Origin of the sequence: Xanthomonas sp. LMG 12462 (assembly GCF_009192885.1) — a bacterium.
In the GTDB taxonomy this organism is placed as follows: Bacteria; Pseudomonadota; Gammaproteobacteria; order Xanthomonadales; family Xanthomonadaceae; genus Xanthomonas_A; species Xanthomonas_A sontii.
In genome coordinates this window covers 132,325-154,390 of the sequence record NZ_NMPP01000014.1, presented here as the reverse complement: position 1 = coordinate 154,390, position 22,066 = coordinate 132,325, and the positions used below count along the sequence as shown (strand labels likewise).

At 70.9% G+C, this 22,066-nt stretch carries 21 protein-coding genes; 11 read left to right on the top strand and 10 right to left on the bottom strand.

What is annotated here, in order from left to right:
• The first annotated feature begins 296 nt into the window (after positions 1–296).
• Positions 297–590, top strand: coding sequence for a DUF2782 domain-containing protein (locus tag CEK69_RS05130; protein WP_017910345.1), 294 nt, complete (start codon positions 297–299; stop codon positions 588–590).
• 246 nt (positions 591–836) lie between these two features.
• On the opposite strand, the gene CEK69_RS05125 is transcribed toward CEK69_RS05130, so the two are convergent.
• Entirely contained in the window at positions 837–1,283 is a 447-nt protein-coding gene (locus CEK69_RS05125; protein ID WP_152244266.1) for a universal stress protein, read from the bottom strand.
• An 84-nt stretch (positions 1,284–1,367) separates the two neighbouring features.
• Positions 1,368–1,928 carry a sugar O-acetyltransferase gene (locus CEK69_RS05120; protein WP_152244264.1) on the bottom strand — a complete coding sequence of 187 codons (561 nt, stop codon included), beginning with the start codon at positions 1,926–1,928 and terminating at the stop codon, positions 1,368–1,370.
• Positions 1,929–2,149: 221 nt separating this feature from the next.
• Here CEK69_RS05120 and CEK69_RS05115 point away from each other — a divergent pair, with 221 nt between their 5' ends.
• The 6 genes from CEK69_RS05115 to CEK69_RS05090 all read left to right on the top strand — a co-directional run bounded on the left by CEK69_RS05115 (position 2,150) and on the right by CEK69_RS05090 (position 8,390).
• Positions 2,150–2,446: a hypothetical protein gene (locus tag CEK69_RS05115; protein ID WP_226975046.1), complete on the top strand. Its 297-nt coding sequence runs from the start codon at positions 2,150–2,152 to the stop codon at positions 2,444–2,446.
• A gap of 291 nt (positions 2,447–2,737) precedes the next feature.
• Complete coding sequence (locus CEK69_RS05110; protein ID WP_152244262.1) at positions 2,738–4,675, top strand: M61 family metallopeptidase; 1,938 nt, start codon at positions 2,738–2,740, stop codon at positions 4,673–4,675.
• Between the two features lie 118 nt (positions 4,676–4,793).
• Positions 4,794–5,534: an endonuclease/exonuclease/phosphatase family protein gene (locus CEK69_RS05105; RefSeq protein WP_152244260.1), complete on the top strand. Its 741-nt coding sequence runs from the start codon at positions 4,794–4,796 to the stop codon at positions 5,532–5,534.
• Entirely contained in the window at positions 5,531–6,736 is a 1,206-nt protein-coding gene (gene clsB / locus CEK69_RS05100) for a cardiolipin synthase ClsB (protein WP_152244258.1), read from the top strand. The genes CEK69_RS05105 and clsB overlap by 4 nt, the downstream gene beginning before the upstream one ends.
• A complete protein-coding gene (locus CEK69_RS05095) occupies positions 6,733–7,668 on the top strand; it encodes a lysylphosphatidylglycerol synthase domain-containing protein (RefSeq protein WP_226975045.1) in 936 nt (311 codons plus the stop codon). Before clsB ends, CEK69_RS05095 begins: the two co-directional genes overlap by 4 nt.
• Before the next feature lie 245 nt (positions 7,669–7,913).
• Entirely contained in the window at positions 7,914–8,390 is a 477-nt protein-coding gene (locus CEK69_RS05090) for a hypothetical protein (protein ID WP_226975044.1), read from the top strand.
• Positions 8,391–8,610: 220 nt separating this feature from the next.
• Here CEK69_RS05090 and CEK69_RS05085 read toward each other — a convergent pair whose 3' ends face one another.
• The 4 genes from CEK69_RS05085 to CEK69_RS05070 all read right to left on the bottom strand — a co-directional run bounded on the left by CEK69_RS05085 (position 8,611) and on the right by CEK69_RS05070 (position 13,562).
• Positions 8,611–9,894, bottom strand: a complete 1,284-nt coding sequence (locus CEK69_RS05085) for a HipA domain-containing protein (protein ID WP_152244254.1) — start codon at positions 9,892–9,894, stop codon at positions 8,611–8,613.
• Positions 9,895–9,896: 2 nt separating this feature from the next.
• On the bottom strand, positions 9,897–10,214 hold the full coding sequence (locus CEK69_RS05080; protein ID WP_223875660.1) for a helix-turn-helix transcriptional regulator: 318 nt from the start codon (positions 10,212–10,214) through the stop codon (positions 9,897–9,899).
• Positions 10,215–10,408: 194 nt separating this feature from the next.
• Complete coding sequence (gene uvrD, locus CEK69_RS05075) at positions 10,409–12,610, bottom strand: DNA helicase II (protein WP_152244252.1); 2,202 nt, start codon at positions 12,608–12,610, stop codon at positions 10,409–10,411.
• Between the two features lie 70 nt (positions 12,611–12,680).
• Positions 12,681–13,562, bottom strand: a complete 882-nt coding sequence (locus tag CEK69_RS05070; RefSeq protein ID WP_152244250.1) for a LysR substrate-binding domain-containing protein — start codon at positions 13,560–13,562, stop codon at positions 12,681–12,683.
• 115 nt (positions 13,563–13,677) lie between these two features.
• On the opposite strand from CEK69_RS05070, the gene CEK69_RS05065 reads away from it, so the two are divergent.
• On the top strand, positions 13,678–15,195 hold the full coding sequence (locus CEK69_RS05065) for an MFS transporter (protein ID WP_152244248.1): 1,518 nt from the start codon (positions 13,678–13,680) through the stop codon (positions 15,193–15,195).
• A gap of 188 nt (positions 15,196–15,383) precedes the next feature.
• On the opposite strand, the gene CEK69_RS05060 is transcribed toward CEK69_RS05065, so the two are convergent.
• The 4 genes from CEK69_RS05060 to rpmB form a co-directional block, all read right to left on the bottom strand.
• Positions 15,384–16,811 (bottom strand): FAD/NAD(P)-binding protein, encoded by a 1,428-nt coding sequence (locus tag CEK69_RS05060; protein WP_152244247.1) that lies wholly within the window; start codon positions 16,809–16,811, stop codon positions 15,384–15,386.
• Between the two features lie 111 nt (positions 16,812–16,922).
• On the bottom strand, positions 16,923–18,341 hold the full coding sequence (cls, locus tag CEK69_RS05055) for a cardiolipin synthase (RefSeq protein ID WP_043093812.1): 1,419 nt from the start codon (positions 18,339–18,341) through the stop codon (positions 16,923–16,925).
• 160 nt (positions 18,342–18,501) lie between these two features.
• A complete protein-coding gene (gene rpmG / locus CEK69_RS05050; RefSeq protein WP_169411268.1) occupies positions 18,502–18,669 on the bottom strand; it encodes a 50S ribosomal protein L33 in 168 nt (55 codons plus the stop codon).
• A 10-nt stretch (positions 18,670–18,679) separates the two neighbouring features.
• Positions 18,680–18,916: a 50S ribosomal protein L28 gene (rpmB, locus tag CEK69_RS05045; protein ID WP_010342733.1), complete on the bottom strand. Its 237-nt coding sequence runs from the start codon at positions 18,914–18,916 to the stop codon at positions 18,680–18,682.
• A gap of 300 nt (positions 18,917–19,216) precedes the next feature.
• Between rpmB and CEK69_RS05040 the strand changes: the two genes are divergently transcribed.
• The 3 genes from CEK69_RS05040 to CEK69_RS05030 are packed head-to-tail and all read left to right on the top strand — an operon-like array spanning position 19,217 to position 22,058.
• Positions 19,217–19,555 (top strand): hypothetical protein, encoded by a 339-nt coding sequence (locus CEK69_RS05040; protein ID WP_017908581.1) that lies wholly within the window; start codon positions 19,217–19,219, stop codon positions 19,553–19,555.
• 56 nt (positions 19,556–19,611) lie between these two features.
• Positions 19,612–20,865 carry a TolC family protein gene (locus tag CEK69_RS05035; protein WP_152244246.1) on the top strand — a complete coding sequence of 418 codons (1,254 nt, stop codon included), beginning with the start codon at positions 19,612–19,614 and terminating at the stop codon, positions 20,863–20,865.
• Entirely contained in the window at positions 20,862–22,058 is a 1,197-nt protein-coding gene (locus tag CEK69_RS05030; protein WP_152244244.1) for an efflux RND transporter periplasmic adaptor subunit, read from the top strand. Before CEK69_RS05035 ends, CEK69_RS05030 begins: the two co-directional genes overlap by 4 nt.
• The last annotated feature ends 8 nt before the right edge of the window (positions 22,059–22,066 follow it).

Genomic DNA, 22,066 nt, shown 5'->3' with positions numbered 1-22,066 from the left:
CTACGGGGCACCTTCTCCCGGGGGGAGAAGGAAAGGCGCGAGCCCCTCTCCCCCTGGGAGAGGGGTTGGGGTGAGGGTACGGCGCGAAGCGACGCGCCGACCTAAATCCACGAGGCTGCGCACGCACCCTCATCCGCCCCTGCGGGGCACCTTCTCCCGGCGGGAGAAGGGAACAGCCAGGAGCCCCTCTCCCGTCGGGAGAGGGGTTGGGGTGAGGGTGCGGCGCGCCATTCCCACACCGCATGCAGACACTCGGCGCATACTCTGCGCATGTCCTGCCCGTGGAGAACACCGCAATGAAAGCCCTGATCCTCGTTCCGCTGTTGCTGCTGGCGGGCTGCGCCTCCACCGGCCTCGGCCCGGACGGCGCGCCGATGGACGTGCGCGGCGCGGAAACGACCCAGCGCAAGATGGACAACGGCGATACCGTCGACGAATACCGCGTGGGTGGCCAACTGCGTATGGTCAAGGTGACCCCGGCGCGCGGCCCGGCCTACTACCTGTACGACCGCAACGGCGACGGCCACATGGAAGTGGACGGCAGCAAGGACAATGTGTCGCCCGTGTACTGGAAGCTGTACAGCTGGTGACGTCGCGCCCGGCGCGTCGCCCAACGGTGGCGGCGCGCGGGCGTGCTCGCGTCCCCGATCTGCACAGACGGACGAATGCATGCACGTGCCGGATGCCAGCCCCCTGTCGCGGCGTCGCCTCCCGGCGCAGCCGCGTGACAGGCCGAAGCGTATCGGCAAAGCGATAGGTCGCTGCCGCCAGCGGCCGGTTACCGGCCTCGAACGTGTTCCGCACTGCGCCGACGCCGGCGCGGGCCGGTCAGCGCCTCAGCGGATCACCAGCACCGGCACCTGGCTGTTGGCGAGCACTTCCGCGGTCTGGCTGCCGAGCAGGACCCGGCTCATGCCGCGGCGGCCGTGCGAGGTCATCACGATCAGATCGCTGTTGCAGGCCACGGCCATGTCGATGATGCCCTCGGCGGCGTAGCGGTCGAGCACGTGGCGACCGTGCGCGGTCACCCCGGTCGCCTCGGCGGCGGCCAGTGCCGGCGCCAGGATCTTCTGCGCGCCGGCTTCGCGGTCCTGGCGGTATTCGGGGCTGGCCTCGTAGCCCACGCTCCAGCCCATCGCGTCGTACATGCCCATTGCCCACGGCTCGGACACGGTGACGATATCCACGTCCGCGCCGAGCGCGGCGGCCAGCGCCAGCCCCTGCTGCAACCCCTTGGCGGACAACTCGGAACCATCGATGGCGATCAGGATGCGCTGGTACATGGGATGCTCCGGTGACGCCGCACACGGCGGCCTGGACAGCATTGCACACCCATTGCGCGGCGCCTGCCTTGACCCGGATCAAATTCAGTCGCTGTGCGGCTTCAGCAGGCGTGCCGGATTGCCGGCCACGCGCGCGCCGGCCGGCACGTCGCGGGTGACCACGCTGCCGGCGCCGACCACCGCGTCGTCGCCGATGGTCACACCGGGCAGCACGATCGCGCCGCCGCCGATCCAGACGTTGCGCCCGATCGTCACCGGCCGCCCCAACTCCAACCCCTCGGCGCGCTGCGCAGCATCGCGCGGATGATCGGCGGCATAGAGCTGCACCGCCGGCCCGATCTGGGTGCCGGCGCCGATGTGCACCGGCGCCACGTCCAGGATCACGCAGTTGAAGTTGAGGAACACGTCCTCGCCCAGGTGGATGTTGTAGCCGTAGTCGCAATGGAACGGTGGCCGCACCACCGCGCCGCGTCCGACGGAACCCAGTCCTTCGACCAGCAGCGCGTGCCGCCGCGCCGGTGGCTCGGCCAGCGCCGCGTTGTAGCGCTGCATCCAGGCACTGGCCGCGTCCTGCTCGGCCTGCAGCTGTGCGTCGTTGGGACGATACGGTTCGCCGGCCAGCATCTTCTCTTTCTCGCTTCGCATCCTTGCCCTCCCAGGCAGTGGTCGAACGCGAATGATCGCATCGCGCTGCGTCACGGCGCGTGTCCCTGGCGGTGACGCGCAAGCCGCAGCCACGGCGACGTCGTGACCAACAGACCACGTCGCATTCACCGTCCAGCAACGCCTACGCGTCCGATCATCGAACACCCGTGCCGGCACATTCCAGCCCGCGTGGACTCTCTCCCAGACAAAGGCGGTGCGCGATGTCCGAACGTGTGGAAGCAGGCCAGATGGTGTTCGTGGCCGATGGCGAGGTCGGTGTGGGGGCAGTGCGCGAGGTGCGCGACGGCGGCGCCACGTTCGTCGTCAATATCGAGAATGGCGGCGATTTCGTGGTGCCGTCGAGCGCAGTGCGCGACGTGCACTTCGGCAAGGTGATCCTGGCGGTGGAGCGGCTGCCGGCGCCGCTGCGCGAGGCGTTACGACATCCTCACGCTGCGGAGTTGCCGACGTCCACCTATGCCGCCAGCGATCCGGGCGACGGGGCGCTGAAGGACTGAGGCGGCACACTTTCCGGCTGCAACACCGAAGCTGCGGTGCAGCCGGAGTCCAAGGGGTTGCGCACTTGGCGGCGGTCCACAGCGGGCCAGCGCTGGACGACCGCCGCTGCCGCCAGACGCCAGAGGGACACCGCTGTCGCGCGGCCGTCCCGGGATCACAGCCCGGGCCCCGTGGCCCCCGGATGAACGGCATTGCCCGGCACCTGCATGACCGGGCTGGGCAAGTGCGCCGGCGATGGCGGCAGGTGCTAACGTTCCGCGTTTCCGCACCCATCGCCCTCGGAGCCGCGCATGTCCGCCACCGCTTTCCCCGCCTCCCGTTGCGCCCGTCGGGCGCTGGTCCTCGGCATCGGCCTGGCGCTCACCGGCGCCGCGCAGGCACAGGTGGTGCGCGCACCGGACGTGCCGGCGCCGCAGGACACGCCCTACCCCGGCACCCTGACCCTGCAGGTGGACGCCGGCGATGTGCGCCAGGGTATCTACCGGGTGCACGAGACCATCCCGGTCAGCGCCGGGCGGCTGACCCTGCAGTACCCACAATGGATCCCCGGCGACCATTCGCCGAGCGGGCCGGTGGCGATGCTGGCCGGTCTCACCCTCACCGCCAACGGCAAGCCGCTGCCGTGGCGCCGCGACACCTTCGACGTGTACAGCTTCCACGTCGACGTGCCGCAGGGCGTGAGCGCGATCGACGCCAGCTTCCAGTACCTGTCGCCGCGCGACGACGGCTTCGAGATGACCGACAAGATGCTGCAGCTGGAGTGGAACAAGGTGGCGCTGTACCCGGCCGGCCACGACACCCGCGGCATCACCGTAACGCCCAGCGTGACCCTGCCGGCCGGCTGGGAGTTCGGCACCGCGCTGGAGACCGCCAGCCGCAACGGCGCCACCACCACCTTCAAGCCGGTGGACTTCACCACCCTGGTCGACTCGCCGATCTACGCCGGGCGCTACTTCAAGCGCGTGGACCTGACCCCGGCCGGCGGCGCGCCGGTGCACCTGGACGTGGTCGCCGACGCGCCGCGGTTCCTGGACATCAGCGCCGAGCAGCTGCAGGCGCACCGCAACCTGCCGGTGCAGGCGATCAAGCTGTTCGGCTCGCACCACTACGCGCATTACGACTTCCTGTTCTCGCTGTCGGACGTGCTGGGCGGCAACGGCCTGGAACACCACCAGTCCAGCGAGAACGGACTGGCTGCCGACTACTTCAGCGCCTGGGACGAGAACGCGCCGGACCGCGACCTGCTGGCGCACGAGTACACGCACTCCTGGAACGGCAAGTTCCGGCGTCCGGCCGACCTGTGGACGCCGACCTTCAACGTGCCGATGGGCGACTCGCTGCTGTGGGTCTACGAGGGCCAGACCCAGTACTGGGGTTATGTGCTGACCGCCCGCGCCGGCATGTGGACACCGCAACAGTTCCGCGATGCGCTGGCGATGACCGCGGCCAACTACGACCGCAACCGCGCCGGCTTCCGCTGGCGCTCGCTGGAGGACACCACCAACGACCCCACCGCCGCGCACCGCGCACCGCTGCCCTACCGCAGTTGGCAGATGAGCGAGGACTACTACAGCGGCGGGCAGATGGTGTGGCTGGCGGTGGACGCCAAGCTGCGCGCGATGAGCGGCGGGCGCAAGTCCCTGGACGACGTGGCCAAGGCGTTCTTCGGCATCGACGACGGCAGCTTCGCGGTCAAGACCTACACCTTCGACGACGTCATCGCCGCGCTCGACGGCGTGGTCCGCTACGACTGGGCCGACTACATCAACCGGCGCGTGTATCAGGTGGACCCGCCGCTGCTGGAAGGCCTGCAGGCCAGCGGCTGGAAGCTGGTGTACACCGACCAGCCCAGCGCATTCGAGAAGCAGTACGACGGCCGCCACCAGTCGGCGCGGCACCGCTACAACTTCGCCTGGTCGATCGGCCTGGTGATGAACGACGACGCCAGCATCAACGACGTGCTGTGGGACGGCCCGGCGTTCAAGGCCGGGGTCAGCAGCGGCGCCACGGTGCTGGCGGTCAACGGCCAGGACTACTCGCGCGACACGCTCAAGCAGGCGATCGCCGACGCCAAGGGCGGCAGCGCGCCGATCGTGCTGACGCTCAAGTACCAGGGCGGCGTGCGCGACGTGCCGGTGAACTACCACGACGGCCTGCAGTATCCGCACCTGGTGCGGGTCGAGGGCACGCCGGACTACCTGAGCAAGATCATCGCCGCACGGCACTGAGCCGACACCGCCGCCGCTGCCGACGACGCAGCGGCGGCAGGTGCGCGACGCGGCACCGTCACGCGCCGCACGCGGACGCCGACGACAATGGCAGGCGTGGTTTCCGTCCTGCCCCGGCATGCCTGCGATCGAGTTGCTGACCATCAATGCGCACATGGGCTTCAGCGTGCTGAAGCGGCGCTTCATGCTGCCGGAGCTGCGCGCGGCAATCCGCGCGCTGCCCGCGGACCTGGTGTTCCTGCAGGAGGTGCTGGGCGAGCATCAGTTGCATGCCGGCCGCCACGCCGACTGGCCGGCGCAGAGCCAGTACGCATTCCTCGCCGACGCGCTGTGGCCGCAGTTCGCCTACGGCCGCAATGCGGTGTATCCGCATGGACACCACGGCAACGCACTGCTGTCGCGCTTCCCGATCGCCTCCTTCGTCAACCGCGACGTCTCCATCGCCGGCCACGAGCATCGCGGGCTGCTGCATGCGGTGCTGGAGATCCCCGGTCATGCCGAGGCGGTGCATGCGATCTGCGTGCATCTGGGCCTGCGCGAGGCGCACCGGCGCCGGCAGATCGGCCTGCTCGGTGCGCTGATCGCCGAACTGCCGTCACAGGCGCCGCTGATCGTCGCCGGCGACTTCAACGACTGGCGCCAGCGCGGGCATCCGCTGCTGCAGCGGCATGGCCTGACCGAGGCCTTCGCGCAGCTGCACGGACGCGTGGCGCGCAGCTTCCCGGCGCGCTGGCCGCTGTTGCCGCTGGACCGCATCTATGTGCGCAACGTGCGCATCGAGGCCGCACGGGTGTTGACCGGCCGGCCGTGGTCGCACCTGTCCGACCACGCCCCGCTGCACGCCAGGATAGTGCTGTGAACCGGACCGCGAACAGCGACACGCGCTGGCGCCAGAGCCACCGCCTGCAGTTGCTGGAGAACGGCGATGCGTATTTCCCGCGCGCCTTCGCCGCGATCGACGCGGCCCGGCACGAGGTGCTGCTGGAGACCTTCATCTGGTTCGAGGACAAGGTCGGCCTGGCGCTGAAGGATCACTTGGTCGCCGCTGCGCGCCGCGGCGTGCGCGTGCACCTGCTGGTGGATGCGTTCGGCTCGCCGGATCTCTCGCCCGGCTTCGTGCGCGAACTGACCGAGGCCGGCGCCGAGCTGCGCCTATACGACCAGCAGCCGACCCTGCTCGGCGTGCGTTTGAACGTGTTCCGGCGCATGCACCGCAAGCTGCTGGTGGTGGACGGGCGAATCGGCATGATCGGCGGCATCAACTGGTCGGCCGATCACCTGGCCGATTTCGGCCCGGAGGCGAAACAGGACTACGCGGTGGAGGTACAAGGCCCGGTAGTGGCGGACATGGTCGCGTTCGTACGCCGGACCCTGGCCACCCACGGCACCGGCGCGGGGTGGGTGCCGCAGGAGAACGTCGATACGCCGCCCGCCGGCGCGGCCGAGGTGTGCTTCCTGCCGCGCGACAACGCCGGCCGTTCACGCAGCATCGAACGCGCCTACCGGCAGGCGTTCCGCAGCGCGCGGCACGAGATCGTGATCGCCAACGCCTACTTCTTCCCCGGCTACGGCTTCCTGCGCGACCTGTGCGCCGCTGCGCGCCGCGGCGTGGCGGTGAAGCTGATCTTCCAGGGGCAACCGGACACGCCGCTGGCGTTGTCCGCCGCACGCGCGCTGTACCGGCATCTGGTCGACGCCGGCGTGCAGATCTTCGAGTACTGCGAGCGCCCGTTCCACGGCAAGGTCGCGGTGATCGATGGGCACTGGAGCACGGTGGGATCGAGCAACCTGGATCCACTGAGCCTGGCGCTGAACCTGGAAGCCAACCTGGTGATCCGCGATGCCGCCTTCGCGCGCGACCTGCACGGGCGCCTGCAGCGACTGATGCAACGGCACTGCCGCGAAGTCGTGCCGGCGCAGGTGCCGCACGGACGCTTCTGGCAACCGCTGCTGCGGCCGCTGCTGTTCCATGTGCTGCGCAACGTGCCGCAGTGGGCCAGCCGCCTGCCCAAGCGCACGCCGCGCACTGCGGTGCTGCGGCGCAAGCGGCACGCGCCATGAACCATCCGCGCACGCGTTGGCGCATGCTGCGCCACTTCGCCTATCTGGCCTTCCTGGTACTGGTGGCGGTATTGCTGGTGCGCGCGGCGCGCACCGTGGACTGGGCGCAGGTCGGCACCACTCTCGCCGGTTACGGTGCCGGCACCCTGGCCGCCGCCGCAGGCCTGAGCCTGGCCAGCTACGTGCTGTATGCCGGCTACGACCTGGCCGCGCGACGTTACGCGGCGCATGCGGTGCCGACGCCGCGGGTCATGGCGATCGCGGACATCGCCTACGCCTTCAGCCTGAATGTCGGTGCGCTGATCGGCGGCACCGCGATCCGCTACCGCCTGTACGGACGCGCCGGGCTGGGCCTGGCGACGATCAGCCGCGTGGTCGGCTTCGCCATCGCCACCAACTGGATGGGCTATCTGCTGCTGACCAGCGTGCTGCTGGTCAGCGGGCGCCTGCGCACGCCGGCGCAGTGGCCGCTGAGCGGCGCGGTGCTGCCATGGGTCGGCGCCGCCATGCTGGGCTTGGTGGTGGCCTACCTCATCGCCTGCCAGCGCGCGCACGGCCGCACGCTGCAGGTGCGCGGCCACGTCCTGCACCTGCCGCCGTTGCCGCTGGCGCTGCTGCAACTCGGCCTGGGCACCTGCAACTGGGCGCTGATGGGCGCCCTGCTTTACGTGCTGATGCCGACCGGCGTGGCCTACGTCTCGGTGCTCGGCGCCCTGCTGGCGGCGGCCGTGGCCACCGCCATCGCCCACGTGCCGGCCGGCATCGGCGTGCTCGAAGCGGTGGTGCTGCCGCTGCTCGGGACGCAGGCGCCGCAAGCGGAACTGCTGGCGGCATTGCTGGCCTATCGCGCCTTCTACTACCTCGGCCCGCTACTGCTGGCTTGTACCGGCTATGCGCTGCTGGAAGCGCGGCGACGGCGTGGCGCGGGCTGAGCGAGGCCGTGTGCGCGACGGACCCAGCCTCCTGACCACCTGACCTGTTGCGCTGCGCCTGCGGTGCCAGCGTCGCAGCGCACGCGTCCTGGAGCAGGACGGTCATGCCGCCGCACGGATGCGCTCTTCGGCACCCCGGCACGCTCGACCGTGCGAACGCGCGCAGCGCACGCCATTGGCTGTCCTCATCGCCGCACACCACTACCAGGAGGTCACTGAAACTGCTGTTCGCCGTCGCGCTCGCGATGCTGCTGTCGCCGTGTCTGTCCGCATCCGCCGCACCCGCTGCGCCCTCGCCCCTGCTCGGCAACTGGGCCGTGGACGTGGCGCGCCTGGATCGGGCACCCCTGGACCGGCCCAAGGCCGTCACCCTGCGCTTCAGCGAGGTGGGCAAGGGCAAGTGGGCGGTCAAGGTCGACATCGCCGAACAGGGCGGCGGCACCATGCATGCCGAAGGCGTCGCCGCGCTCGATGGCCGCGCCACGCCGGTGAAGAACAACTTCGAGGCCGATGTCTTCGCCCTGCAGATGCCCGCGCCCAACGTGCTGGTGATGATGCTGTCCAAGGACAGGAGCGTGGCCTCGACCCGCATCTACACCGTCGCCGCCGACGGCCGCTCGATGACCGAGACCGTGTCCGCATTCGCACCGGACGGCACGCCGACGATGCGCACCAACTACTTCACCCGCGTCGCGGCGTCTGCCACGCCGTCTTCGCGCTGAGGCACGCGCCGGGCGCGGCGCATGTCAGCCTGGTGCTGGCCTACGCTGCTCTCCAGCGAGGTACAGGCCAGGAACCCAACCAGTTCGGTCATCGCCTGGCGTCCAGGCGCGGCCGCGGTCGCTGACGTAGGGACCATGAAGCAAGACCATGGATGCTCCCTGCGTAGATGCCCGCCCTGCCCGGCCAGTCGCGCCGGCCCGCCGCGAGCGGCAGACCGCGTTACAGGAACCGGTTCACTTGCGTTAGGCCGATCTGCGATGGCCGCCGGAATGCGTTCTGCACCTTGTCGATCTGCGAACCAGGTACGCCTTGCGCCTCGAAGTGGCCTTTCCACTGGCGCACCACGCCCGCCACCTCGTCGATCACCGCTGCCGCGGCCGCGGTGGTGAGGGAAAACCTCGCGCAGTGCGTGAGCGCGTTGTCGAGCGTGGACAGGCGCCCCTGTGCGCCGATCCCCAGATGCAGGAAGCGCTCGCTGCCGCCGCTCGGCCTGGGAACCACGTCGTAGAGCGGGCTCAGGCGCCAGCCGCCGAGGTCGCCACGGTACACAAGCGCGTGGTTGCGGAGATGGTCGTCGTCGTTGCAGACCAGAATGTTGAACACCATGCGCCGGAACAGTTCGTGGCGATCGGCAGTCACCTGTCCCGCCGCACCCAGCCGGCCCAGCGCGTCGGCGATGTCCGCATAGGCCATCTTCGGCGAATCCATTTCATGCACGCCCAGCGCCGTCAGCGCACTGACCATATGCCATTTGCGATAGCCCTCGGCCTCCGTGCCGCGATCGAAGCGCGCGATCATCATCACCGTCCCGCGACCTGGCACATCGATCAGCCGGGTGTCGGGAACATCCATCTTGGCAAGACGGGCCAGTTCCAGCGTGGCGTGCTCGATCAAGGGAATGTCGAACGGATCGCGCCGGGTCGGGAACTTGGCCAACCACTGCCGTCCCTGATCGACCAGCACCGCTTTGGGCCGCATGCCGCCGAGCGTGGGCGCCTCGCCCAGCAGCTCGAGCAAGTGTTGCGGAACGGACTCGCCCTCTTCGATTCGCTCGGCGGCATCGAGCAGGTGATCCAGATGCATCGGCCGCAGCAGACCGCTGTCGTGCGGCGCGTCTTCGGGACGGCGACGGAAATCGAGGGCACCGCTGCGGTTGGGACTGGAATTGTCGATCAGCACCCGGTCGTTGAGTTGGCCTTCCTGGATGCGCAGCGTGTTGGCAAGCACGCGCCGGCCCCAGGCATCGGGAAGGGCATCGCGGATGGCGCCGAACAGGGCGAGATCGCCCGGCGGCGCGACCTCGATACCGGGCACTACTTCGTCCAGGCGCAGGCTGCGGGGATCGACGTCGATGGCGCCGGGGCGGCGGGAATAGCGCATGCCATAGGCAAACCGGCTACCGACTGATGCGGCGTGCGTTTCCACCAGCGTCAGCAGCCCTGCGGGCACGTCCTGATCGGCTCCCTCAAGGCGGATCATGACGTAACGTTCGTGGACCGGCATCGTCAGAAATCCAGTTTCTTGCGCAGATCGCGCTTGCGCACCCGGCGTCCATGCGCCGCATCCATGGCCTGCGCCACCGGATCGTGCAATGCCTGCAATGTGCCAAGCAGGCCCAGCACTTCCATGACGCTGACCCACGCCCAGATGGCGACGCCGGGATTGCCCGATTCGATCTTGAGGACGGTCAGACGGCTGACCCGGGCACGCTCGGCCAGTTCCTCCTGGGTCATCGTCCGGGCTCTACGGCCGCGACGAATGACGTCTCCCAGCGACGTGATGGCCGAGCTCGCCAATGGCGACAACCTGTCGTAAGCAGCCATGTCTTCAATCCGATACGCAAACGGCGTTTATGCAATTAATCGGATACATCATACCGCGGCAGACATCGGCCGCAAATCGAAGAATAGTCTTCAATTATGAATCTTATGCAGCTTTAAGTCTTCTATTGAAGACATTTAGAACGTCGAGCATGTCGCCATCCCGCCGCGTCCGCAAACGGGACCGAAGAGCGCACCTACAACAGGGTCAGATTGGCGTACGCCATCACCAGCCACTTGGCGCCGGCCTCGTCGAACTGCACCTGCACGCGGGCGTGGGCGCCGCTGCCTTCGTAGTCGATGACCACGCCGCCGCCGAACTTGGGGTGCTGCACGTTGGCGCCGAGCTTGATCGCCGGGGCCTCGATCACGCTGTGCCCCAGGCTGCGCGGCGCGCCCAGCGAGGCGCTGCGCGAGACCTGCACCTTCGGCCGCACTTCGTGCAGCAGTTCGCGCGGGATCTCGCGCAGGAAGCGCGAGGGCACGTTGTAGTTGTCCTGACCGTGGATGCGCCGCGACTCGGCGTAGCTCAGCACCAGCTTGTGGCGGGCACGGGTGATGCCGACGTAGGCCAGGCGCCGCTCTTCCTCCAGGCGCCCGCTCTCTTCCAGCGAACGCGCACTGGGGAACAGGCCGTCTTCCATGCCGGCCAGGAACACGATCGGGAATTCCAGGCCCTTGGCCGAGTGCAGGGTCATCAGCTGCACGCCTTCCTCGCCGGCCTGGGCCTGGCCTTCGCCGGCCTCCAGCGAGGCGTAGGCGAGGAACGCGACCAGCTCGGTCATCGCCTGGCGGCCTTCGTCGGCGTCCTCGTCGCCGTCGGCGCGGACGAAGCGCGAGGCCACCGACACCAGTTCGTCGAGGTTGTCGGTGCGCGATTCCGAATCCAGCCCGCCGCGGCTCTCCTTGCCCCAGTGCTCGCGCAGGGTGGAGCGCGCCAGCACCTGATCGATCTGTTCGGGCAGCGGCAGCCCGGCCACGTCCAGGGCCAGTTGTTCGATCAGGCCGAGGAACTGGCCCAGCGCGTTGCGCGCGCGTGCGGCCAGGTCGCCGCCCTGCTGCGCGGCCTGTTGCGCCGCCGCCCACAGCGACAGCGACTGCGCGCGTGCCAGGCGCCGCACCTCGTCGAGGGTGCGGTCGCCGATGCCGCGCGGCGGAGTGTTGACCGCGCGTTCGAACGCCGCATCGTCGGCGCGATTGGCGACCAGGCGCAGATAGGCCAGGGTGTCCTTGATTTCGGCGCGCTCGAAGAAGCGCATGCCGCCGTAGACGCGGTACGGCACCTGCTCGGCGATCAGCGCCTCTTCGAACGCGCGCGACTGCGCGTTGCTGCGGTAGAGCACCGCCGCCTCGCTGTAGCTGCCGCCGTCGCGCACCCACTGGCGCATGCGCTCGACCACGTAGCGCGCCTCGTCCACCTCGTTGTAGGCCGCGTACAGGTCGATCGGCTCGCCATCGCCCGAATCGGTCCACAACTGCTTGCCGATACGGTCGGGGTTGTGCGCGATCACCGCGTTGGCGGCGTTGAGGATGTTGGCGCTGGAGCGGTAGTTCTGCTCCAGGCGGATGGTCTGCGCGCTGGGGAAATCGGTGAGGAAGCGCTGCACGTTCTCGACCTTGGCGCCGCGCCAGCCATAGATCGCCTGGTCGTCGTCGCCGACCACGAACACGTGGCCGCTGTCGCCGGCGAGCACGCGCACGAACGCGTACTGGATGGCGTTGGTATCCTGGAATTCGTCGACCAGGATCTCGCCGAAGCGGGCGCGGTAGTGCGCCAGCAGCGCCGGGGTGTCGCGCAACAATTCGTGTGCGCGCAGCAGCAGTTCGGCGAAGTCGACCAGGCCGGCGCGGTCGCAGCGCTCCTGGTACAGCGCGTAGGCGTTGCGCAGGGTGGTCACCCACTCGTCGCGCGGTTCCGGCTGGATGTGCTGGGCGCGGCGGCCCTCGTCCTTCTGCTGGTTGATCCACCACACGATCTGCTTGGGCGGGTACTTGCCCTCGTCCAGCTCCAGCTGCTGCACCACGCGCTTGACCAGCCGCAGCTGGTCGTCGGCGTCGAGCACCTGGAAGCTCTCGGGCAGCTTCGCGTCCTGCCAGTGCAGGCGCAGCAGGCGGTGCGCCAGGCCGTGGAAGGTGCCGATCCACATGCCGCGGCTGCCGTTGCGCAACTGCAGGTCGGCGCGGTGGCGCATCTCGCCCGCGGCCTTGTTGGTGAAAGTGACCGCCAGGATCCCGTGCACCGGCACCCCATGCACCTGGTGCAACCAGGCGATGCGATGGGTGAGCACGCGCGTCTTGCCGGAGCCGGCGCCGGCCAGGACCAGATAGTGGCCGGGCGCTGCGGAAACGGCCTCGCGCTGGGCGGGGTTCAGATCGTCGAGCAAATGAGAGACATCCACCCGCGCATTTTAGCCGGTGCGGCGGCGCAGCGGCTGCGACAGCGCGCGTCGCCCGGCACACGACGTGGCGTCAATCGGTGCGGAACAGCCGTTCGGCGAGGAAATCCACGAACACGCGCAGCTTCGGCGACAGTTGCCGACGCGACGGCCACACCACGAAGAACGCGCCGCCGTCGGCCATGTGCGCGTCCAGCACCGGCTGCAGGCGGCCATCGGCCAACGCGTCCTGCGCCAGGAACGCCGGCATGCAGGCGATGCCCAGGCCGGCGATCGCCGCGGCGCGCACCGCTTCCATGTTGTTGCAGGTGAGCACCGCCGGCGGCAGCGGCGCCGGTTCGGCCAACGGCCAATCCTGCGGCTTGCCGGTGTCGGGAACGCGGAACAGCACGCCATCGTGCGCGGCCAGCGCCGCCGGGGTCTGCGGCACACCGCGGCGGCGCAGGTAGTCCGGCGCGGCGCACAGGCAGAAACGGAACGGCCCCAGGCGTCGCGCCAGCAGCCGCGAGTCGGCCTGCACGCCGCTGCGGATCACCGCATCCAGGCCGTGTTCGAGCAGATCGACCACGCGGTCGTCGAACTCCAGGTCCAGCTCCACGTCCGGATAGCGCCGGCGGAACTCCGGCAGCAGCGGCACCAGGAAGCGGTAGCCGATGGTCGGCAGGCCGACCCGCAGCCGCCCGCGCGGCGCCTGCCGGGTCTGCGCCAGCGCCTCCTCGGCCTCGCGCAGATCGGCCAGCACGCGCTGGCAATGCTCCAGGAACAGCGCGCCTTCGGCGGTCAACGCGATGCGCCGGGTGGTCCGCTGCAGCAGGCGCACGCCGAACTCGCGCTCCAGCGCGGCCACGCTCTTGCCCACCGCCGAGGCCGAGATGCCGAGCACGCGGCCGGCGCCGACGAAGCTGCGCTGTTCGGCGGCCCGGACGAAGGCGACGATGCCGGTGAGGCGATCCATCTGGCGATATTAGAGCGTTCCATTCCGCAAAGTGCGGAGGATCGCGGCCTTTTTCGCGAATTGCCGCCTCGGTATCTCTAGTGGCCTTCCGACATCCGCCGCCAGAGCCGCTCCGATGACCTCCGCTTCGTCTCCCGATTCCACTCCCCTGCCGCGCCGCGGCGCCGCCCTGGCCGCGGTGTGCCTGGCCGCCCTGGCGCTGCCGCTGAACTTCTCCGGCGGTGCCGTCGCCACCCCGGCGATCGGCGCGGCCCTGGGCGGCAGCGCGCTGGCCCTGGCCTGGATCACCAACGCCTTCATGCTCAGCTTCGGCAGCCTGCTGCTGGCCGCCGGCGCGCTCGCCGATCGGCATGGGCGGCGCCGGGTGTTCCTCGGCGGTCTGGCGCTGTTCGCCAGCGCCTGCCTGGGCGTGGCCGTGGCCGGCTCGGTCGCGGCGATCGACCTGTGGCGGGCGCTGCAGGGCGTCGGTGCCGCCGCCGCGCTCGCCGCCGGCACCGCGGCGCTGGCCCAGCTGTACACCGGCGCGGCGCGCACGCGCGCGTTCAGCCTGCTCGGCACCACCTTCGGCACCGGCCTGGCGTTCGGCCCGCTGGCCGCCGGCGCGCTGAGCGAACGGCTGGGCTGGCGCGCGATCTTCTTCGGCATGGCCGCGCTCGCGGCGCTGGCGTGGGCCCTGGCCGCGCGCTGGCTGCCGGCCTCGCGCGCTCAGGCCGGCGGTCCGCCCGACCGCGCTGGCGCGCTGTGTTTCAGCGCGGCGCTGGCGCTGTTCACCGCCGGCCTGATCCAGGGCCCGCACAGCGGCTGGGGCAGCGCCGCGACGCTGGCCCTGCTCGGTGCCGCGGCCCTGCTGCTGCTCGCCTTCGTGTGGATCGAACGGCGCCGCCGGCATCCGCTGCTGGACCTGAGCCTGTTTCGCTACCGGCGCTTCGTCGGCGTGCAGCTGCTGCCGGTCGCCACCTGCACCAGCTACGTGGTGCTGCTGGTGCTGCTGCCGCTGCGCATGATCGGCGTGGATGGCACGCCGGCGGCCAGTGCCGGCCTGACGCTGCTGGCGTTGTCGGCGCCGATGCTGCTGGTGCCGAGCCTGGCCGCGGTGCTGGCACAGCGCATCGCCCCGGCCTGGCTGTCGGCAGCCGGGTTGGCGGCGGCCGCGGCCGGCCTGTGCTGGCTCGGCGCGCGGCCCCCGGCGCAGGCGCTGCCGGCATTGTTGTTGATCGGTGCTGGTACCGCCCTGCCCTGGGGCCTGATGGATGCGCTGTCGGTGAGCGTGGTGCCGGTCGAACGCGCCGGCATGGCCGCCGGCCTGTTCGGCACGCTGCGCGTGGCCGGCGAAGGCATCGCCCTGGCCAGCGTGGCGGCCCTGCTCGCGGCCTTGGTGCAGGTGCGGCTGGCCGCGGTCGCGCCGCTGCTGCCGCACGCGGCCCTGGCGGACACCGCGCAGCGGCTGGTCGCCGGCGATCTGTCCGCCTCCATGGCCGAGGGCGCGCTGTCCGCGACGCAACTGCGGCTGGCCTACGCGGCGGCCTTCGGCACGCTCACCCGGGTGCTGGCGGCGATCACCGCGCTGGCGGCGATCGCGATCTGCCTGTTGCTCGGGCGCACACCGCAAGACGCGGTGGATGAAAGCCGCTGATGCCTGCGGGGAAGTCTCGTGCAGGAGCGGCTTCAGCCGCGATGGGCGTGACCGGCGAAGGCCTGTCGCGGCTGAAGCCGCTTCTACGCGGTCACACCTCGGTCCGCTGTGGCAATGAGCGCGATGGGAGGCCTTCGGATGTCACCACCGCGCCGACATACATCGTAGCGAGGCCTGTTCCGCGGTGTTCATTGCGCAGCGACGCGGGCCGACACGTCCAGCGCCAGCAGCGCCTGCGCGGTCTGCTGCGCCTGCACGCGCAGCTCGGGGATCGCCAGGCTTTCCCACAGGCTGCCGATGCGCAGGCTGCCGAGCACGCGGATACGCGGCGTGGCGCGGCCGTCGGCGTCGAGCAGCGCGCCGTCGGCGGCGCTGCCCACGCCGATGCCGTGCGGCCCCGGCTGCGCATGGCCGCAACCGAGCAACTGGTGCAGCAGCGGATTGCGCATGGTCTGGGCGCGCAGTTCGACGCCGGTGGCGTTGATCACGCAGTGCGCGTCGAGCTGCAGCGGCGCACCGTCGGCGCCCATGCCGTTGACCTGCACGCAGGCGCCGACCGGGAACACCGTGTCCAGCCGCGCGCGGTGCAGGCGCAACTGACCGACCCGGCGCATCGCCTGCAATTGCGCGAAGACCGGCGCGGCGATGCGATGACGGTGCACGTCCCAGTAGCGCACCACATGGCGCAGGAAACGGCGCTGCTCGGTGATCGACAGCGATTGCCACAGCGCCTGGCTCAGCGGGCGTATCCGGTCCATCACGCTCTGCCAGGGCCGGCCCTGCGCCTGTGCCGCGGCGGCGTGGCGTCGCAGCGCGCGCACGCGCTGGCGCAGCGGCATCGCCAGCAGCGCCTGCGCATCGAAGTCGGCCGGCGCGCCATGCGCGGCGTGCGGCAGCGGCAGCAGCGCGTGCCGCGAGACCACGTGCACCGGGCCGCGGTGCGCATTGGCCAGCAGCGTCAGCACGCTGTCGGCCATGCTCAGGCCGGAGCCGACGATGCACACCGTGGCTTCGCGCGGAATCGCCTGCAACTGCGCGTAGTCCCAGGCCTCGACCCGCGACGGCGCGTCGAGACCGGGAGCGCCGCGCGCCGGCAGCGGACGCAGGCTGTTGCCCAGCGCCAGCACGGTGGCACCGGCGTGCAGCTGTCCACCGTCGTGCAATTGCAGAATCTGACCGCCGGTCGGCTGCGGATGCAGCGCCAGCACCCGCGCCTGCCGCCATTGCAGGCGCGCCGGCCCGGCGGTCTGCGCCTGCCACAGGCGTGCGCGCAGATAGGCGGCGTAATGGCGGCGCTGCACATAGGCCTCGGCCAGTGCGGCGCGCGACAGCTGCGGATACAACGCCTGCTGCTGCAGCCAGTCGAGGAAGTCGTCGGGCGCCTCGGCGAAGGCGCTCATGCGCCCGGCCGTCACGTTCAACAGGTGTTCGGCGCAGGGCGTCGCATAGGCCACGCCCTGCGCCAGCGCCGGCTGCGATTCGATCAGTTGCACGCGCAGCGCCGTGCCGGCCTGGCGCAGCACGTGCAAGGCGACCAGCACGCCGGCCGCGCCGCCGCCAACGATGGCGATGTCGCAGTCGTCGGCGGCCGGTTCGCTGGGCACAAGCTCATTCATGCCGCGATTGTAAGGGAAGCCCCCACCGGCCCGGCCCGCGGCTGAGAACCGTGGTGCATGTGCCGGCACCGATCGCGCATGAGCGCGTCATGCGCCTGTCATCGGCATGCGTCACATCAGTGCATCGGCCAGGCGCGCGATGCCTTCGCGGCTGCGCCGCCAGGCCGGCCGCTTGCGCCAATCCTGCAGCGTCAGCACCCGCGCGTCGGCCAGGTAGTCGGCCTCCACCGCGCGCAGCCGCTGCACCACCGCGGCGCTGTAGCACAGCATGCCGACCTCGGCGTTCAACGCGAACGAGCGGATGTCCAGGTTGATCGAGCCGACCAGGGCGATGCCCTCATCCACGCTCAGGTGCTTGGCGTGCAGGAAGCACGGCCGGTACAGCGCGATCTTGACCCCGCTGCGCAGCAGTTCGTCGTAATACGCCTCCTGCGCCCAGGCGGTGAGCCGCTGGTTGTTGCTCTCGGACAGGATCAACTGCACGTCCACCCCGGACAGCGCGGCGATGCGCAGCGCGCTGAGCGTGGCCTCGTCCGGCACGAAATACGGCGTGACCATGACGATGCGCCGCCGTGCCAGATGGATCAGCGCGTTGACCGTGTCGCGGGCGTTCTCGAACGGGTACGCCGGCCCGCTGGGCAACAGCTGCGCGGCGACGCCGCCGCCGTGGATGGAGCCGGGCGCGACCACGCTCAGGCGCTGCCCGGTCTCGATGAACCAGTCGCTGGCGAACACCGCTTCCAGGTGCGCCACCACCGGCCCCTGCACCCGCGCCACCAGCTCGCGGTTGGGATGGCCGGGGACGAACTGCGGTTCGGCCAGGTTCTGCGAGCCGATGTAGCCGACGCGGTTGTCGATCACCGCGATCTTGCGGTGGTTGCGCAGGTCCATGCGGCCGCTGCGGCGCCAGCGCAGCCCGCCCGGCAGCAGCGCCTGCACCTCGACCCCGGCCGCATGCAGGCGCTTGCGGTAGCGACGCAGGCCGCGGCGGCCGCCGCGCGCATCCAGCAGCAGCCGGCACTGCACGCCGCGCGCGGCGGCGCGCAGCAGCGCCGCGCTCACCGCGTCGCCGACCGCGTCGTCGAACATCAGGTAATACAGCAGGTGCACACGCTCGACCGCCGCATCGATGTCGTCGATCAGCGCCTGCAGCGAGGGCGCGTAGCGGTCGAGCAGCTCGACGCTGTTGCCGTGGGTCGGCATGAAGTCGCCCTGGCGCTCGACCAGCGGCACCACTTCGGCGACCACGGTATCGGCCGGCGGCGCCCAGCGCAGCGCGGTCAGCGGCACCTGCTGCTCGCGGATCACCTGCGAGGCCAGCGCCTGGCGGCGGACGCGCTCGCGCGACAGCCAGGGGTGGCCGAGCAACAGGTACAGCGGCAGCCCCAGCAACGGCACGAAGCCCACCAGCAACAGCCAGCTGCGCGCCGCGCCGGGCGTGGTGCGGGTGGGGATCCACAACAGCGCCACCAGCCGGATCAGCCAGTCCAGCGCCAGCAGCCACGTGCCTTCCAACCAGACCGGCAGCATCGCGATCCTCGCAACCCAGGTCGCCCGATTCTGCGGACTGCGCCGGCAAACGCAACCATGGCCGCAGCGGCGGTGCGCTTTTTCCTTGCTCCAGACGCACGAAACCCGCCTTGCGGCGGGTTCCGTGTGCAACGTGAGCAGCGATCCGAGGATCAGCCGATCACTTGATCTTGCCTTCCTTGTACAGGACGTGCTTGCGCACGACCGGATCGTACTTGAGGAATTCCATCTTCCCCGGGGTGTTCTTCTTGTTCTTGTCCGTGGTGTAGAAGTGGCCGGTACCGGCCGAGGAAATCATACGGACCTTATCGCGCTTGCCTGCCATGATGCTCTACTCCTCAGACCTTTTCGCCGCGCGCACGCAGCTCAGCCAGAACGGTGTCGATGCCGTTCTTGTCGATGGTGCGCAGCGCGTGCGCGGAAACCTTCAGCTTGACCCAGCGGTTCTCGCTGGCGACCCAGAAGCGGCGCTCGTGCAGGTTGGGCAGGAAACGACGGCGGGTCTTGTTGTTGGCGTGGGAGACGTTGTTACCCGTCTGCACACGCTTGCCGGACACTTGGCATACGCGGGACATTGCGCACCTCGATAGTAGTTTGGTCGCCCATAGCCTGGGAGACGGCGGCCCCGGCAGCCCTGCGGCCACCACGCGACGTGGGAAATCAAGCGGTTACGCTGGGAAAGGCCGGCCGGAGATCGCGCATCCGGCCGCCGGCCCCGACCTCGTCGGGCACAGCGAGCCGCGCATTATGCAGGCGATCAAGGGCTTGTGCAAGTTGTCCACAGGACCAGGCGCCGCGCGCAGGTCCGGGCGGATGGACCAGGCGGGCGTTGCTATTGTATCCGGCGCAAGCCGCTTGCTAGCCTCGTCCGGACCATGCGCCGCCTGTTCCGTCCACTGCGTACCTCCCTGCTGATGCTGCTGCTGGCGGCGTTCGTGGTCGTGCCGGTGGCCGATGCGCTGGCCTGCGCGCTGGAGCCGGAATCGGCCGACGCCGTGCACGCGCCCGCCGCGGCGCATGCCGATGGCGAGGACAGCGACGGCAAGCATGCCGGCGCCTGCAGCCACAACCATTGCCACCACTCGAATCTGAGCCTGCCGGCGAGCGCCCTCGCCGTGTTCGGCGCGCCGCGACCGGCGCGCTGGATGCAGGCCGTCGACGCCTCCCCTGCAGGCGTCGTCCAGGACGGATTGAAGCGCCCACCCAGAGCGTGAGTTGAGCGTGTCCCGCGATCGCGGGTTTCCGTTTCCCTCACCTCTGGAATTTCCTCATGTCGACTCCGACACGTCGGCCGCCGCGCGCGGCCGGGCGGGTCGTCGCCGTGCTGCTGGGCCTGGCCCCGGCCGCGCTGGCGATGGCGCAGACCGCCCCTTCGTACGACACCTTGCTGCAACGTCTCGATCAACTGCCCGGCAGCCGCGTCGGCGCGGCGCTGACCGAGGCCGCCGATGCGCGCGCCGAACAGGCGCGGGCGCTGCCCAACCCGTCGCTGTCCTGGTCCACCGAAAACGCCTGGGGCAGCGGCACTTATGCGGGCACCGACCGGGCCGAAACCTCGCTGACCCTGTCGCAACCGCTGGAACTGTGGGGCCAACGCGGCGCGCGCCTCCGCGCGGCCCGCGCCGACGCCGACGCTGCGGCCCTGCGCGGCACGCAGAGCCGCAGCGAGGCCGCCGGCGAGGTGGCCTCGGCCTACGCGCTGGCCGAAAGCGCGCTGCGCCGCTACGCGCTGGCCGAGGAAGCGCTGGGCCTGATCCGCGACGATGCGGCCGCCGTCGAGGCGATGGTCGCGCAGGGCCGCGAGCCGCGACTGCGCGCGGTGCAGGCGCGCAGCGAAGTGGCCGATGCCACTGCGGCGCTGGACGAAGCGCAGGCGTTCCGCGACGCGGCGCTGGCGCGCCTGGCGGCGATCGCCCTGCTGGAGACGCCGGTGCAGTCCCTCGATGGCAGCCTGCTCGACCGCACGCCGCCGTCGCCGCGCGCGACCGAGGCGGCAGCGCTGCCGGTGCGCATCGCCGCTGCGGAAGCCGAAGCTGCTGATCGCCAGGTCGAGGTGGAGCGCAAGCGTGCCCTGCCCGAGCTGAGCCTGACCGCCGCGCAGACGCGGTTCCGCGAAGACCGCGCCCACGCCTACACGCTCGGCGTCAGCCTCAGCCTGCCGCTGTTCGATCGCAACCGCGGCGGCATCCGTGCCGCCAGCGCCGAACAGCGCGCGGCGGAGGCGCGCCTGGAGCAACAACGTCGCACCAGTGCCGCCGACCGCCTGGCCGCGCTGGCCACGCTGAAGGCCGCCGGCAGCCGCACGCGCGCCGCCGACGACGGCGTGGCGGCGGCGCAGGAGGCCTATCGCCTGGCCCGCATCGGCGTCGACGCCGGACGCATCACGCAACTGGAACTGCGCAGCACCCGCGCTGCGCTCATCGCCGCGCGCGGCATTGCCGTGGACGCGCGCCTGGCGCGCGTCGCGGCGGAAATCGAGCTGGCCCGCCTGGAAGGGCGCGCGCCGTTCATGGAGGCCCAATGAACCTGTCCCGTCCGATCTCCCTTGCCGCCAGCCTGCTGCTGGCACTCCTGCCGGGCGCCTGCGCCGGCGACAGGCAGGCCGCCCCGGCAGCCGACGCCGCGCACGACCGTGGCGCCGAGGGCAAGGACGCAGCCCACGCACCGGTGGCCAAGACCGATGCCACTGCCCACGCGGATGCCGAAACCGGCGACGTGGTGCGGCTGACGCCGCAACAGATCGCCGCCTCCGGCCTGGATGTGGTCGCGGTCGGCCGCGGCGGCGGCGCCTCGGTGCGCCTGGCCGGGCGGGTCGAACCGGCGGTGGGCGCGCGCGCCTCGGTCGCCTCGACTGTGACCGGCCGGGTCGAGCGCGTGCTGGTCGCGCCAGGCGACGCGGTGCAGGCGCAGCAGCCGCTGGCCATCGTGGTCAGCGGCGAGGCCGCGGTGTTCCGCGCCAATGCACTGGCGGCCGCGGCCGAGGCCAAGGCCGCCGGCCTGGTGCATGCCCGCGACCGCGCCCTGGTCGAACAGGGCGTGGTCGCCCGCCAGGAGCTGGAAACCTCGCACGCGCGGGCGCTGGCGGCGCAGGCCCAGGCCGCTGCCGCGCAGGCGCAGGCCGCGGCCAGCGGTGCCCCCGATGCCAGCGGCCGCGTGCGCATCGTCAGCCCGGTGGCCGGCATCGTCGGCAACGTGCAGGTCACGCCCGGCAGCGTGGTCGCGGCCGGCAGCGTGGTGGCCGAGGTCGCCGATCCGGCGATGAACGAGCTGGTGTTCAGCGCGCCGCCGGCGCTGGCGGCGCAGGTCGCGCCCGGCATGGCGCTGGAGGTGCGCGGAACGGGTGGCAGCTTCGCCGCCCGGGTCACGGCGGCGGCGGCCGACCTGCGCCAGCAGGGCGGTGCCGCGGTGATCCGCGCGATGCCGGTCGATGCGTCCCTGCCGCCGGCCGGCTCGCCGGTCTCGGCGGTGCTGGTCACCGACGGCCAGGACGGCGCGCTCAGCGTCCCCACCGATGCGGTGCAGACCGTCGAGGGCCGCAACGCGGTGTTCGTGGCGGTCGCTGGCGGCTTCAAGGCGCAGCCGGTGCTGGTCGGGCGGCGCGCCGGCGACCGCATCGAGATCCTCGGCGGACTGCGCGGCGACGAACGCATCGTCGGCGCCAACGCCTTCCTGCTCAAGGCCGAACTGGCCAAGGGCGACGCCGACCACGGCCACTGAGGAGGCGA

What these genes read in the sequence shown, in the direction of transcription:
- cls (WP_043093812.1), bottom strand. Translation starts at nt 18,341, where the DNA reads ATGCTGCCGGTCTGGTTGGAAGGCACGTGGCTGCTGGCGCTGGACTGG.
- CEK69_RS05060 (WP_152244247.1), bottom strand. Translation starts at nt 16,811, where the DNA reads ATGAATGAGCTTGTGCCCAGCGAACCGGCCGCCGACGACTGCGACATC.
- CEK69_RS05035 (WP_152244246.1), top strand. Translation starts at nt 19,612, where the DNA reads ATGTCGACTCCGACACGTCGGCCGCCGCGCGCGGCCGGGCGGGTCGTC.
- CEK69_RS05125 (WP_152244266.1), bottom strand. Translation starts at nt 1,283, where the DNA reads ATGTACCAGCGCATCCTGATCGCCATCGATGGTTCCGAGTTGTCCGCC.
- CEK69_RS05095 (WP_226975045.1), top strand. Translation starts at nt 6,733, where the DNA reads ATGAACCATCCGCGCACGCGTTGGCGCATGCTGCGCCACTTCGCCTAT.
- CEK69_RS05070 (WP_152244250.1), bottom strand. Translation starts at nt 13,562, where the DNA reads ATGGATCGCCTCACCGGCATCGTCGCCTTCGTCCGGGCCGCCGAACAG.
- rpmB (WP_010342733.1), bottom strand. Translation starts at nt 18,916, where the DNA reads ATGTCCCGCGTATGCCAAGTGTCCGGCAAGCGTGTGCAGACGGGTAAC.
- CEK69_RS05085 (WP_152244254.1), bottom strand. Translation starts at nt 9,894, where the DNA reads ATGCCGGTCCACGAACGTTACGTCATGATCCGCCTTGAGGGAGCCGAT.
- CEK69_RS05065 (WP_152244248.1), top strand. Translation starts at nt 13,678, where the DNA reads ATGACCTCCGCTTCGTCTCCCGATTCCACTCCCCTGCCGCGCCGCGGC.
- CEK69_RS05030 (WP_152244244.1), top strand. Translation starts at nt 20,862, where the DNA reads ATGAACCTGTCCCGTCCGATCTCCCTTGCCGCCAGCCTGCTGCTGGCA.
- CEK69_RS05105 (WP_152244260.1), top strand. Translation starts at nt 4,794, where the DNA reads ATGCCTGCGATCGAGTTGCTGACCATCAATGCGCACATGGGCTTCAGC.
- CEK69_RS05040 (WP_017908581.1), top strand. Translation starts at nt 19,217, where the DNA reads ATGCGCCGCCTGTTCCGTCCACTGCGTACCTCCCTGCTGATGCTGCTG.
- CEK69_RS05115 (WP_226975046.1), top strand. Translation starts at nt 2,150, where the DNA reads ATGTCCGAACGTGTGGAAGCAGGCCAGATGGTGTTCGTGGCCGATGGC.
- CEK69_RS05130 (WP_017910345.1), top strand. Translation starts at nt 297, where the DNA reads ATGAAAGCCCTGATCCTCGTTCCGCTGTTGCTGCTGGCGGGCTGCGCC.
- CEK69_RS05090 (WP_226975044.1), top strand. Translation starts at nt 7,914, where the DNA reads ATGCTGCTGTCGCCGTGTCTGTCCGCATCCGCCGCACCCGCTGCGCCC.
- CEK69_RS05110 (WP_152244262.1), top strand. Translation starts at nt 2,738, where the DNA reads ATGTCCGCCACCGCTTTCCCCGCCTCCCGTTGCGCCCGTCGGGCGCTG.
- CEK69_RS05080 (WP_223875660.1), bottom strand. Translation starts at nt 10,214, where the DNA reads ATGGCTGCTTACGACAGGTTGTCGCCATTGGCGAGCTCGGCCATCACG.
- CEK69_RS05120 (WP_152244264.1), bottom strand. Translation starts at nt 1,928, where the DNA reads ATGCGAAGCGAGAAAGAGAAGATGCTGGCCGGCGAACCGTATCGTCCC.